This window comes from Edaphobacter aggregans DSM 19364 (genome assembly GCF_000745965.1).
GTDB classification, from domain to species: Bacteria; Acidobacteriota; Terriglobia; order Terriglobales; family Acidobacteriaceae; genus Edaphobacter; species Edaphobacter aggregans.
The window spans coordinates 13,441-25,716 of sequence record NZ_JQKI01000029.1; the positions used below are offsets into that span (position 1 = coordinate 13,441).

11 protein-coding genes are annotated in these 12,276 nt (G+C 63.4%); 4 read left to right on the forward strand and 7 right to left on the reverse strand.

The annotated features are described in order from the left end of the window. Nucleotides 1-44 precede the first annotated feature (44 nt). Nucleotides 45-1,199 (reverse strand): DNA polymerase IV, encoded by a 1,155-nt coding sequence (gene dinB / locus Q363_RS14110; RefSeq protein WP_084080357.1) that lies wholly within the window; start codon nucleotides 1,197-1,199, stop codon nucleotides 45-47. A 144-nt stretch (nucleotides 1,200-1,343) separates the two neighbouring features. On the opposite strand from dinB, the gene Q363_RS14115 reads away from it, so the two are divergent. After that, nucleotides 1,344-2,273 carry a chromate resistance protein ChrB domain-containing protein gene (locus tag Q363_RS14115; RefSeq protein WP_035351215.1) on the forward strand — a complete coding sequence of 310 codons (930 nt, stop codon included), beginning with the start codon at nucleotides 1,344-1,346 and terminating at the stop codon, nucleotides 2,271-2,273. Nucleotides 2,274-2,284: 11 nt separating this feature from the next. Then, nucleotides 2,285-3,199 (forward strand): DUF1259 domain-containing protein, encoded by a 915-nt coding sequence (locus Q363_RS14120; protein WP_245632219.1) that lies wholly within the window; start codon nucleotides 2,285-2,287, stop codon nucleotides 3,197-3,199. A 10-nt stretch (nucleotides 3,200-3,209) separates the two neighbouring features. On the opposite strand, the gene Q363_RS14125 is transcribed toward Q363_RS14120, so the two are convergent. From Q363_RS14125 to Q363_RS14145, 4 genes are all read right to left on the reverse strand, one after another. Then, complete coding sequence (locus Q363_RS14125) at nucleotides 3,210-4,256, reverse strand: polyprenyl synthetase family protein (RefSeq protein WP_483782890.1); 1,047 nt, start codon at nucleotides 4,254-4,256, stop codon at nucleotides 3,210-3,212. 62 nt (nucleotides 4,257-4,318) lie between these two features. Then, the gene (locus Q363_RS14130; protein ID WP_051978763.1) at nucleotides 4,319-5,980 is read right to left on the reverse strand and encodes a hypothetical protein; all 1,662 of its coding nucleotides are present in this window, start codon (nucleotides 5,978-5,980) and stop codon (nucleotides 4,319-4,321) included. A 146-nt stretch (nucleotides 5,981-6,126) separates the two neighbouring features. Next, nucleotides 6,127-6,336, reverse strand: a complete 210-nt coding sequence (locus Q363_RS42035) for a hypothetical protein (protein WP_035351220.1) — start codon at nucleotides 6,334-6,336, stop codon at nucleotides 6,127-6,129. Nucleotides 6,337-6,383: 47 nt separating this feature from the next. Further along, nucleotides 6,384-9,116 carry a penicillin acylase family protein gene (locus tag Q363_RS14145; RefSeq protein WP_035351221.1) on the reverse strand — a complete coding sequence of 911 codons (2,733 nt, stop codon included), beginning with the start codon at nucleotides 9,114-9,116 and terminating at the stop codon, nucleotides 6,384-6,386. Between the two features lie 272 nt (nucleotides 9,117-9,388). Between Q363_RS14145 and Q363_RS44065 the strand changes: the two genes are divergently transcribed. Together Q363_RS44065 and Q363_RS44070 are read left to right on the forward strand one after the other, a co-directional pair. Further along, the gene (locus tag Q363_RS44065; protein ID WP_035351222.1) at nucleotides 9,389-9,817 is read left to right on the forward strand and encodes a cation:proton antiporter domain-containing protein; all 429 of its coding nucleotides are present in this window, start codon (nucleotides 9,389-9,391) and stop codon (nucleotides 9,815-9,817) included. Nucleotides 9,818-9,877: 60 nt separating this feature from the next. Continuing rightward, on the forward strand, nucleotides 9,878-10,360 hold the full coding sequence (locus tag Q363_RS44070; RefSeq protein ID WP_035351223.1) for a cation:proton antiporter: 483 nt from the start codon (nucleotides 9,878-9,880) through the stop codon (nucleotides 10,358-10,360). Here Q363_RS44070 and Q363_RS14160 read toward each other — a convergent pair. Together Q363_RS14160 and Q363_RS14165 are read right to left on the reverse strand one after the other, a co-directional pair. Further along, nucleotides 10,350-11,393 carry a CPBP family intramembrane glutamic endopeptidase gene (locus Q363_RS14160; protein WP_051978764.1) on the reverse strand — a complete coding sequence of 348 codons (1,044 nt, stop codon included), beginning with the start codon at nucleotides 11,391-11,393 and terminating at the stop codon, nucleotides 10,350-10,352. The two genes, Q363_RS44070 and Q363_RS14160, sit on opposite strands and share 11 nt — an antisense overlap. A gap of 55 nt (nucleotides 11,394-11,448) precedes the next feature. Continuing rightward, a complete protein-coding gene (locus Q363_RS14165; RefSeq protein ID WP_035351225.1) occupies nucleotides 11,449-12,177 on the reverse strand; it encodes a DUF4386 domain-containing protein in 729 nt (242 codons plus the stop codon). Nucleotides 12,178-12,276: the final 99 nt, after the last annotated feature.

Below are 12,276 nucleotides of genomic sequence, written 5' to 3' on the forward strand. Positions count from 1 at the left end.
GTCAACGCATCTCATCGAACCCCGTCGAGACGACAGGTAGATTACTACCGGGAAACGCCGTTGTATTTTGCTGAATTGGGTTCCAGTCTTGGCCGCGGCGCGGGCGTCTCCTGCTTAGAGGGAGACGGCTGGGGTTCTATGTCACGAAAGTTGCTGAGGCCGACGCCGACGAGGCGGAAGAGGCGGTTGGGGCCGAGGTCTGCGCGGTCGCGGAGGTCGAGGGCGATAGCGGTGAGCTCTTCGAGCGAGGATGGTGGTGTGGGTGGGGTGTGGCTGCGGGTGTGGATGTTGAACTCGCGGGTCTTGAGCTTGAGGACGACGGTGCGGGCGATGCGGGACTCGCGGCGTGAGGCCGTCCAGACTTTTTCGGCGAGACGGCGGATGAGGTCGTCGGTCTGGAAGAGCGGGATGTCGTGCTCGAAGGTGTCTTCGGCGGAGATGGATTTGGTGGGGCGGTCGGGTGTGACGGGGCTGTGATCGATACCGCGGGCTAGCTCGTAGAGGCGGGAGCCGTAGCGACCGAAGTGCAGCTCGAGGGTGGCGAGGTCGAAGGTCTGGAGGTCTCCTACGGTGCGGATGCCGAGCTGTTGGAGGCGCGTCTCGGTGACCTTGCCGACGCCGGGGATGCGGCCTACCGGGAGGGGCGGGAGGAAGGTGGCGAGATCGCCGGGCTGGATGACGAAGAGGCCGTCGGGCTTGCGCCAGTCGGAGGCGATCTTGGCGAGGAACTTGTTGGGGGCGACTCCTGCGGAGGCGGTGAGGTAGAGCTCTTCGCGGATCTGCTGGCGGATGGCGATGGCGACCTTGGTGGCGGTGGGGAGGCCGGTCTTGTTGACCGTGACTTCGAGGTAGGCCTCGTCGAGGGAGAGGGGCTCGATGAGGTCGGTGTGGCGCTGGAAGATCTCGCGGACGGCGCGGGAGACGGCTTTGTAGCGGGTGAAGTCGGGCGGGACGAAGATGGCTTGGGGGCAGAGGCGCTCGGCGGTGACGGCGGGCATGGCGGAGCGGACGCCGTACTGGCGGGCCTCGTAGGAGGCGGCGCAGACGACGGAGCGCTTGCCCTTCCAGGCGACGACGACGGGGCGGCCGCGGAGGTCGGGGGCGTCACGCTGCTCGACGGAGGCGTAGAAGGCGTCCATGTCGACGTGGACGATCTTGCGCGGCGCGGGATGGGGTGGCTCAAGCAGGCTGCTGGCCATGGAGTTGATTGTAAGCGAAGATAGGGCGAAGAAAGTTGGCGAAGGAGATTAAGGAGCTGGGAGTTTGACGAGTGTGGGATTTGGTACTGGATCGCCTGCGCTGCGCTTTCCTATAGTGAGAAATTACCGTAACATTTGTGTGTTATGAGTATTACAAATCTGAAAGAGAGCGCACTATGGCTGCTGCTGATCTTCAGCTTGCCCTCGAAGAGGACCAGCGAGAGGGTAGGGATATGGAGGAAGCTCCAGAGATACGGAACGCTCGCCTTGCGTAACTCCGGCTATGTATTACCGAATACGCCTGTCAATCAGGAGAGGCTCGAATGGCTGGCAACGGCGATACGAGGCTTCAAAGGAGAGGCCTCCGTGCTTCAGGTGCAGACGATCGATGACCTCCCCTTCGATGTGCTTAAGGAGCGGTTCCGCGAGGAGCGCAAACCTGATTACGCAGCACTCATTCGCGATGTGAAGAAACTCAAACCCTCTGCACAGGGATTCTCAACGCAGTTGACACGAATGAAGCGGAGGTTTGAAGAGATCGCCGAGATTGACTTCTTTGAGAGCTCCCTCAAGGCACAAGCCGAAGAGAGTCTCTACAAGGCGGAACATCCAGTGCCCAGAGAAGTGCGTGCTGGGAAAGGAAGGGTATCCAAGATGGAATATCAAAATCGCACCTGGATTACGCGTCCGCGGCCAGGAATTGATCGCGTCTCCTCAGCCTGGCTTATTAATCGGTTCATTGATGCCAAAGCCGGCTTCATCTTCGACAGTAATCCGAAGGCCCATCCAGAGGCTGTGCCCTTCGACATGTATCAGGCTGGCGGCTTTGGTCATGAGGGCGAGAAGTGCACGTTCGAGACGCTCTGTGCCCGCTTCGGTCTTTCGGACAAGAAGGTGCAATTGATCGGCCAAGCTATCCATGATGCCGACCTCGATGATGAGAAGTTCGGCCGTACCGAGGGCATCACGATCAACCAGATTCTGAAGGGGTGGGCTAAGCAGGGCCTTCCTGATGACGAACTATTAGAACGAGGGATAAGCCTGATCGAGGGGCTCTATCACTCGATTGCATAGAGACGGAGGGAATGATGATAGGAAAAATTGTTTGGCTCGCGACGGCAAGCCTGCTTGTCTATAGCTCTACATTTACACCGGTGCCGGATGATTCGGCCGCAGCCTGGAAGCCTGTGGAGGCAGCGTTAGGGAGGTCTGGACAACTCCAGCCGGGTGAGGTCTACAAGTTCGCACTGCCGCGCAGGGACATGAAGGTTGTGAAGGATGGTGTGACGGTAGCACCTGGACTGGCGCTAGGTTCCTGGTTGGCCTTCAAGAGGATGGGTAGCGAGGCGATGGTGATGGGCGACCTTGTTTTAAGCGAGGACGAGATCGAGCCTGTCATGTTGAAGCTCCAGCAGGAGAAGATCGAGCAGACGTCCATTCATAACCACCTGCTGGGCGAATCCCCGCGTGTGATTTATATGCACATCGAAGGGCATGGCGACCCGGTCGTGTTGGCGCGTTCGCTTGCTGCTGCCATTGCTCTGACGAAGACTCCTGCGCCTGCAACCACGACCCCTGGAACTGCGCCTCCTGCTATCGACCTCAATACCGTCCAGGTAGAACAAGCGCTGGGTTACAGCGGAAAGGTCAACGGTGGCATCCTCCAATTCTCGATTCCACGCGCAGAGAAGATTACTGAAGGAGAGATGGAGATTCCACCCGCCATGGGAGTTGCCACGGCGATCAACTTTCAGCCAACTGGCCAGGGAAAGGCTGCAATCTCAGGAGATTTTGTTCTGCTTGCCCATGAGGTAAATCCGGTAATTCGGGCTTTGCGGACCCATGGGATTGAAGTGACAGCCATGCACAACCACATGCTGTTTGAGCAGCCTCATCTCTATTTCATGCACTTCTGGGCCAATGATGATGCCATCAAGCTAGCACATGGACTTCGCGCTGCAGTTGATGTGACCAACTCGCAAAAGCCACAAGTCAAATAGAGTTACGGATTTAGTGCTTGCGTTCGACGAGGTAGCTGGCGAGGGCCTTGAGGGGGTCGGCGGCTTTGCCGAAGGGCTCGAGGGCGGCGAAGGCGTCGGCGATGAGCTCTTCGGCGTCCTTGAGGGACTGGTTGATGCCGAAGACGGCGGGCCAAGTGGCCTTGATGCTGGCGGTGTCCTTGCCGGCGGTCTTGCCTAGTTCTTCGGAGCTTTGTGTCATGTCGAGAACGTCGTCGACGATCTGGAAGGCGAGGCCGGCTTTTTCGCCGAAGGTGCGGAGGCGGCCGATGGTGTCGGCGTGGAAGTCGTGGTCGGTGTGGGCTAGGCCGAGGATTCCGCCGGAGACGATGGAGGTGGTGATGAGGGCTCCGGTCTTGGCGCGGTGAATGGACTCGACTAGCTCGGCGGTGGGGGGCTTGCCTTCGGACTCGATGTCGACGACTTGGCCGCCGATCATGCCGGGAGGGAGCGGGCTGGCGGGGCCGACGCCGGTGCCGACGGCGAGGGAGATCTCGCGGAGGATGGAGACGGTGGTCGCGGGGGGCGTGGGGAGCTGGGAGAGGGTCTGGAAGGCGAGGGTCTGGAGGGCGTCCCCGGCGAGAATGGCGATGGCTTCGCCGAAGACGACGTGACAGGTGGGCTGGCCGCGGCGGAGGTCGTCGTTGTCGAGCGCGGGGAGGTCGTCGTGGATGAGGGAGTAGGTGTGGAGCAGTTCGATGGCTGCGCCGAGTTCGGCTGCGCCTTGGGGGATCTCGCCGGTGGCGGAGATCATGCGTGCGGCCTCCATGGCGAGGATGGGGCGGAGGCGCTTGCCGCCGGCGAAGACGGAGTGGCGCATGGCGCGGTGGATGGAGTGCGGCGGGGTATCGGGCGAGGGAAGAAGGCGTTCGAGAGCGGCGTCGGTGAGCTGGACGCCGGAGTGAAGCAGGTCTTGTACAGAGGGGGTCATCTGGTGTTGATGATAAATCAGCGGTGCGGGGCGCAGATGCTGGGGCGCTTTGGTGTGATTCGTTTTCCTGATGGCTTCGTGGCTGCGGGGAGAATACAGGTGTTCCATTCGACTTCGCTCAGGGCAGGCTCTCGACTTGGTGCTTCGCACTCGGCTCGGAATGACGCCTTCTATAAGCGCGATTGGCGGTGGTTTCTATCAAGCGCCAACAGGACGATGAGAGCGACGATCGAGAGCGCAGTGAGGAGATAGCCGAGGCGCCGGTCGGGGAGGGTGATGTGAGTGATTTCGATGTGGGCGGGGCCGGCGGGGAGCGAGACGGCGATGAGGCCGTCGGGGCGGTGGAGGCGGGTGGTGATGGGGGAGCCGTTGCGGGTGATCTGCCAGGCGGGGTAATCGCGGAGGTTGAGGATGAGGGTGGTGGGAGATGTGGGTGTGAGCTCGAGTTGGTGTGGGGCGGGAGCAGGTGCGGAGGATGTGGGTGCGGGAGTGGTTGCAGTGGGGGCGAGCCAGTAGCCGGGGTTGGTGGTGGCGAGGGCGTCGTTGTCGGCGCCGATTGGGGTGTACTCGTCGGTGGGCTCGGAGCCGGGGTTGGGAGAGCGGAAGACGGCGAGGCGTTCGGGAACGGTGTCTTCGGGGTAGCAGCGTTGACGGAAGGCATGGTCGGCGGAGAGCGTGAGAGCGAGAGGGGCGAGGAGCGCGGCGGCGATGACGTGTGCAGGTTTGAGTGAGAGGCGGGAGAGTGCCTGCGCGAGAGCCAGGGCGAAGACCGCGGCGAGGAGAGCGAGGAGTCGCCAGGGGAACTGGAGAAAGCGAAGTTCGGGAAGGTGAGCCCAGAGGGCGGAAGAGAGCGGCGTGAGCATGAACGCGATGACGAGCGCGAGGATGCTCAGCGGGAGCTTGAGATCTTTGGGGGAGGAGTCATTCTGCGCGGGTATGGAGGAGTCGTTCGTTTGTTGAATCGACGCCAGAGCGATGGCGGTGAGGGCGATGAGGAGGACGGCGACGATGGAGGCGGTGCGGAGGACGGTGTCGTGTTCGGGATCGGAGGTGTGGTGGAAGAGGAAGTTCTCTCGCGGGCTCAGACCGGGGAGGATTGCGAAGGCGATCTGGACATAGCGGCGCTCATAGGCGGCGGGGACGAGATAGAAGGAGGCCAGGCCGAGGCCGAGAGTGGCTCCGAGGATCGTATTGAGAGCGATGCGCGCGTGTGGCTGGGAATGGGAGAGTATGAGACGCACGATGGTGAGAAGCGCGAGGGCGTAGCAGCCCATGACGGCGGCGGGGGCGTTGGTGAGCCAGAGGAGCGCGATGGGGAGGGCGATGCCGGGGATGGTGACGCGGTCGCGGAGGATGGCGAGGAGCAGGAGGGGGATCCAGGCGGCGCCGAGGAGTTCAGCGTAGGCGGAGCGTTCGTAGACGGTGTAGAGGGTGTAGGGGTTGGCGAGGTAGACGGCGGCGGCGAGGAGCGCGGCGTTCGGGGGGGCGAAGGTGCGCGCAGCGTGCAAGAGAGCGAGGCCGGCGGCGGTGAGGGCGAGCCAGGTGTAGGCGATGGGGGTCCAGGTCCACGGCATCAAGAGGCCCAGGAGAGCGCCTATGGTCCAGGAGAGCGGGGGGTAGAAGATGAAGCGCGGCTCGCCGGCGTTCCAGGCGGGGGTGGCGGCCCATTGGGGGTGGAGGTTTCCGTGGGTGAAGTTGCGGGCGGCTTCGAACCAGTTGATGACGTGGAAGTCGAAGTCGTGGCCGCAGGAGGTGCCGTGGACGATGAGGGGGAGGGTGGCGATGAGCGCGGCTATCGGGAGGAGGAGGTAGGGAAGGCGATAGCGCGGCATTATGTTTAGGGTAACGCAGCCTTCGTTCTTCGCTTCGCGCAGAACGAAGGCGAGAACAGTCGCTTCGTCCTGCGGACTTCACTCCGGCCTTCGGCAGAGAGGAGCGCCGCTTTGCGGCGAGCTTAGAGCGGGGCTGAAGCCCCGCTCTACCTTAGAAGCAACGGCAAGAACAACAGCAAATGCAAAATGCAGCCGGCAAATGCAAATGCAACGGCAAATGCAGCGGCAAATGCAACGGCAAATGCAACGGCAAATGCAAATGCAAATGCAACGGCAAATGCAAATGCAAATGCAAATGCAACGGCAACGGCAACGGCAACGGCAACAGCAAAGGCAATTGCAAACGGCAACAGCATCAGCGGGGGTTCTTCGCTTCGCTCAGAATGACGGACGTTAGAGGCTGCTATTGCGGCGTCAGAGTGAGGGTGTGGGTAGTGGCGGCGTTGACGGCGGCGGTGGAGAAGGGCATGGGGAAGGTGGTGCCGTTGTACCAGGCGGGCCACTGGTCGAGGAACCAGGGGCTGGCGGGGTTGCCGGATTGGCCGAGGACGAGGTTGAGGGTGGAGCCGTCGAGGTCGGAGAGGTCGGCGGTGAAGCGCTCGGAGGGTCCGAAGGTTCGGCCGACTTGTTTGACGGTGGAGGTGTCTCCGCTCTGCGGCTGGACGCCGGTTCCGATGGGAAGGCCGATGAGGGCGCGGAGGATGCGGGAGTGCGAGTAGATGGGGTGCTCGATCTCGACGGGGTAGGTCTGGCCGTGGCTCCAGTGGGAGAGATCGCTGGGGGCGTTGGCGGCGGTGAGGCCGCGGGAGACGGCGGCGGCGAGGAGATCGTCCCAGTTGGCGAAGCCGGGCGGGAGCCAGCGGTCAGGGGTGTGCATGATGAGCTGCTCGGCGGCGTAACTCCTTTCGCCCCAGGAGTAGAGCTTCCAGAGCGGTGTGGGCTTGCCTTCGGTGTTGGAGTGAAGCTCGGAGCCGAGGCGGGGCTCGAGTAGGAGCTGCCAGAGAGCTTCGCGTGCGGCGAGGACGATGGGCGGGGCGGGTGAGTTGGCGTCGACGACGCCGTTCCAGTTGCGGAGGAGGTCGGCGGCCTGGTGGAGGCGCTTGTCTTTCTGAGAGGCGGTGGTGGAGTGGTCGATGGCGTAGGCGAGGCGCTGGGCGATGACGCGGTCGAGGTCGGAGTAGACGTCGGTCTGGAGGGAGAGCAGGTCGGCGGCGCTGAAGTGGTTGTTGGAGGTGAGAACCTTCCATATGCGCTCGTTGCGGTAGGGGGCGGCCCAGTCATCAGTGATGGTGTAGGGGTAGCCCTCGGGGGTGACGCGGGAGTTGGCGGTGGCGAGGATGCCGTTGGGCGGGTCGAGGGCCTGGGGGAGCTGGTCGAAGGGGATGTAACCGGTCCAGTCGTAGTGGCTGGCGACGGCGTCGACGGGGACGGGGCTGATGGGGGTAGGGGGCTGTTGTGTTGGTGATGGTGTTGTGGGCTGCGTTGGTGGCGGGGCGGAGGTGGTGGGCTCCGGAGTTGGGGGTGGTGGCGGCGGAGTTGTAAATGCGCCGTAGGTGCGGATGGGGATCTGGCCGAAGGCGTGGTAGCCGATGTGGCCCTGGTCGTCGGCGTAGACGACGTTCTGGGCGGGGCCACCGAAGTGGGAGAAGGCGGCGAGGAAGCTGGTCCAGTCGGAGGCGGAGGCGACGTTGAGGAGCGGGGCGGAGAGGGTGGTGGAGTCGTAGATGGTCCAGCGGAGGGCGAGGGCGCGCTTTTCAGTGGGGAGGACGGGAGAGATGATGGGCGTCGGGATTCCGCCGTGGAGGGTGGACTGGACGTCGAGGGTGACGTCGGGTTTGCCGTGGATGTGAATGACTTCAGTCTGGTGGAGGACGGGGTGCCAGGCGCGGTCGGGGGTCTGGTACTCGGCGGTGGAGCCGGAGCCGCGGAGGTGCTCGATGTAGAGGTCCTGGACGTCGGCGCCGAGGTTGGTGAAGCCCCAGGCGATGTGGTCGTTGTGGCCGACGATGAGGAAGGGAATCCCGGGGAGCGAGACGCCGGCGGCGTGAAAGGGCCCGGAGAGGCCAGGGGCGGCGAGATCGACCTGGTACCAGATGCCGGGCACTCTGTGGCTGAGGTGCATGTCATTTGAGAGAAGCGGCTTGCCGGTGGCGGTGCGGGAGCCGGCGACGACCCAGTTGTTGGAGCCGGCGGTGCAGGATTCGCAGACGGGGCCGAGAGCGTGCTGGAGGGCGAGGATGTCTGCGGGGGAGGCGGTCGATTTTGTGGCGCTACTTTCCCACGTCCCAGAATCGGGACGTGGAGCACCCGGCTCGGTCAGCTTGGTTTGGGACTCGTCTAGAGGGACGTCGGGGAGCTCCTGCGGGGCGGTGAGGTCGACGATGGGCTGAGCGGGCGGGTGGTCGCGCCAGGAGCCGACGGGGTAGAGGTCGGCGAGGAGATCGGCGGGCAGGCGGGCGGCGATGGCCTCGCGGCTGAGCTTGGTGGGAAAACTGTTGGTAAGGTCCTGGAACATGACGAGGCCGACGAGGATGGTGTCGCGGGGGGTCCAGGGGGCAGGGGTGTAGCGGAGGACGCGGAACTCGAGTGGGAGGTTCGAGCGCTGGAGGGCGATGGAGGCGTTGACGCCGCGGGCGTAGATTTCGACGTAGCGGAGCTGCGCGGCGGGGAGGGTGGAGACGGCGCGGTCGGCGGTGGCGCGGAGTTGGAGGGTGCGCTGGATGCGGTCGTGCTCGAGGAGGCTGGGGCCAATGACTTCGGCGAGCTCGCCGGCGGCGTGGCGGCGGAGGAGGTCCATCTGGAAGAGGCGGTCCTGGGCGGTGACGAAGCCCTGGGCGAAGACGAGGTCGTCGAGCGAGGCCGCGCGGATGTGGGGGACGCCGTGGGCATCGCGCTGGACGGCGACGGGAGCAGAGAGGCCGGGGACGGTGAGCGTGCCGTCGATCTGGGGGAGCTGGGTGGTGAGCAGGTGGTGGACGTAGCTGCGCGCGGCGAAGAAGCCGGTGATGCCGAGGATGAGGAGGATGGAGCCGGCGATGGTGAGGAACTTGAGGAGAAGGCGCGGGCGGCGCGGTTCGGCGTTGCTCGTGCGAGGACGCCGGGGGAGGAGGGTTGGTTCGGGCTCGTAGAGGCTCATCGCTATGGAGAAGGATAAATGGTGGGGGTGGTTGGCTTGTGAGAGGTGGGTGAGTGTGGAGGAGAACTACTGAGATTCTTCCCGCTCGGGTCAGAATGACGGCAACGGCAAAGGCAAAGGCAACCGCAACAGCAAATGCAAATGCGGGGGTTCTTCCCCTTCGACTGCGCTCAGGGTCAGAATGACGGGTGGTGGGGAATGACGATGTCGGTGACGACAGGGAGAGGAAGTTTTGCTTTACTGGGGTGGCGGCACGTGTAAGGAGGGTGATTTTGGAGTCGGCTGCCAGTCTCCATGCCATTGAGAGAGTGGTTTTGCTGCTGCTAGTGATGGTGGCGGCGTTTGCGGTGATTGCGCACCGGCTGAAGGTGCCGTATCCGATCGTGCTGGTGCTGGCGGGGCTGGTGCTGAGCCTCGCTCCGCACATGCCGAGGATTCCTCTGGATCCGAACCTTGTGTTCGTGATCTTTCTTCCGCCTCTGCTGTACTCCTCGGCGTGGACGGTTTCGTGGAGGGACTTTCGCAGGAACCTGCTGGTTATCTCGCTGCTGGCGATCGGACTGGTGGGGTTCACGGTGTGGGGCGTGGCGGCGTTCTCGGAATACTTCATTACGGTTCTTTATTGGAAGGCGGGATTTCTGTTGGGGGCGGTGCTTTCGACGACGGACGCGAACAGATCAGCGGGCGGGAGACGTTTGTGATTGGGTGGACAGGAATGCGCGGCGTGCTGGCGCTGGCGGCGGCATCGTCGATCCCGGGAGGTGATCCATGGACAGCCGTTTGGAGTGCGCAACCTGATCATCTTCCTGACGTTCTCTGTGATCCTGGTCACGCTGGTGCTGCAGGGGCTGACGCTGCCTTCCGTGATCCGCGCGCTGGGGCTGGCAGGGAAGAAGGGGATGGAGCCGGAGGAGCGTTATGCGCGGCAGCTTGCCTTGAAGGAGGCGCTGGCTTACCTGGAGGCGAGCAAGCAGGACAAGAGCGAGGCGTATGCGCACGCGTACGATGACCTGATCGACCGCTACGAGCATCGCGCGGCCGCGGTGAGCGGCGAAGGTGGAGAACGCGCTGCCACAAAGGCGGAGGTGTATCACGAGCTTGTACGCGCGTCGCGCGGAGCCGTCGAGGCTGAGCGCAGGACGATCATTCGACTGCGCGACCAGGGGCTGATCAGTGATGACGTGCAGCGAAGGGTAGAGCGCGAGCTCGACCTGGAAGAGACGAGGTTCGATCTCAGGCCGTAGGCGCGGGCAACTCCGCAGAGTCGCCGGGCGTCAGCTGGGTGGGGTGCGGGGGCATCTGTGCGGCGTAGCTGTTGGGGCCGGGCCGCTGGGTGAGCTGGATGACGCAGGCGATTGCGGCGAGGACGAGCAGGCTGAAGACGCTTCCTTCGGGGCCGGTGAGTCCGCCGGAGAGAAGGGGCTCGCCGACGGGATGGGTCTGGAGGAGACGGGGGCTGACGAAAACTCCGCTGTCGCCGACGCCGAAGAGGAAGGACTGGCCGTAGTCCCATGCGGCGTGCATCCCGATGGCCCACCAGAGCGAGCCGGTTCGCCAGAGGCTGAGGCAGAAGATGAGCGAGGCGAAGGCGGCGCAGAAGAGGCCGAGGGGGCTTTCACCGGGGTTGGAGCTGTGCACGGCTCCGAAGCCGAAGGAGACGAGGATGGCGGCGGCCCAGAAGCCGAATGCCTTGGGGTTGAGTTTGGAGGAGAGGCGGGGCGCGAGTCCGGCGAGGCCGCGCGCGAGGGTGTACTGGAGGAAGCCGCGGAAGAGGTACTCCTCGAAGAGGGCAATGGCGAGGAAGCCGGGAATCCAGAGGACGGCGTAGCGGAGCGCCTCGGATCCGAAGAGGAGACGCTGATCGATGACGAGCAGGCCGGCTTTGACGAGGATGAGGATGAGCAGAGAGCTGGCTGCGAGGCCGGTGATGATTCCGACGAGGAGGTACTGGAGCTTGCGCGTGCCTCCGAGGCCGTAGACCGAGAGGGGGCGGCGCTCGACCTTCGACATGATCCAGGTGACGAGTGCGACGACGAGGAAGGGCGCGGCTTCGGTGAGGAAGACGGGAAGCGGGCCGGGCGAGTGCTCCATCGCGTGCGGAGGGATGAGGTGGGTGGACTTGAGGAGGAAGCCTGCGCCGGTAAAGAACACCCTGAGGAGGGCGATGGCGATTACGAGGCTCCAGCCGGCACGGAGTCCGTTTGGGCCGAAGAGGATTGGAAGGCGTTCGTGGAGGGGAGCGGGTGGGTTCGGGGATTCGTGGATGATGTCGGTCAACGTGTGCCTCGGGGATCGTTGTGCTGTGAGGATATACGAGGGTGGAGGTAGTGAGTCAGTTGAAGCTTTCACCGGCGATCAACGGTGCGGCTGTCGCACTCGGCGCTGGCGGCCTGGCACCCCTGATCAAGATCCACAGCATGAACACCAGCTCTGCGAAGAGTGCGGGCTGGGCGAAGAGAAACAGCTTTTGCTCATATTGCGGCAACAGTATGCCCGTAAAGCTCATGAGTATGTAAGCGAAGCCGTTGATGACGAGCCAGACGCCCAGAAAACGTGGCAGGAAGTGCGACCGATACACGAGTGTCCCCAACGGAAGAAGCCATGCTCCCCAAAGGATCTCCGCGGCGGTGACTTGATAGTCGTGCAGATGGAGGAGGAGCACGACCAGCGCGTCCTGCTGGGGTTTGTCGAATACGGAGAGGAAGTCGGCACCGCGTGCGATCATCAGGGCGCCAGCGTCGGTTACGACGTTGACGAAGTAGAGCAGAGACGGCATGACACCGCCAAGGATCACCACCAGCACAGCCAGGTATTGGTTCACTCCCTTGAACAAACGGTAAAGGGCGAGCACGAGGAAGATCAAGATGACCGCGCAGATCAGGTCTGCAACGATGCCGAAACGGAAGAGCCACGGGTGAACGGCGATGTTGTGGACCGTTGCGGTCGGGTTCCCGGAGACGAACAGCTTGTTGGGAATGTAGATGAGGCGCAGTGGGCCGAGAATGCAAAGGAACAGGTACCAGACTCCGGCGACTCTGCCTGGGTTGTGGGTTGAGCTCATGTTCCCTCCCTGCGTTGCAAGGGCCGATGCGGGGTACAGCCGTAGATACGACAAAGGCTGTACCTATGTTTCATCACACGAGGAAAAACTACTGCGGAG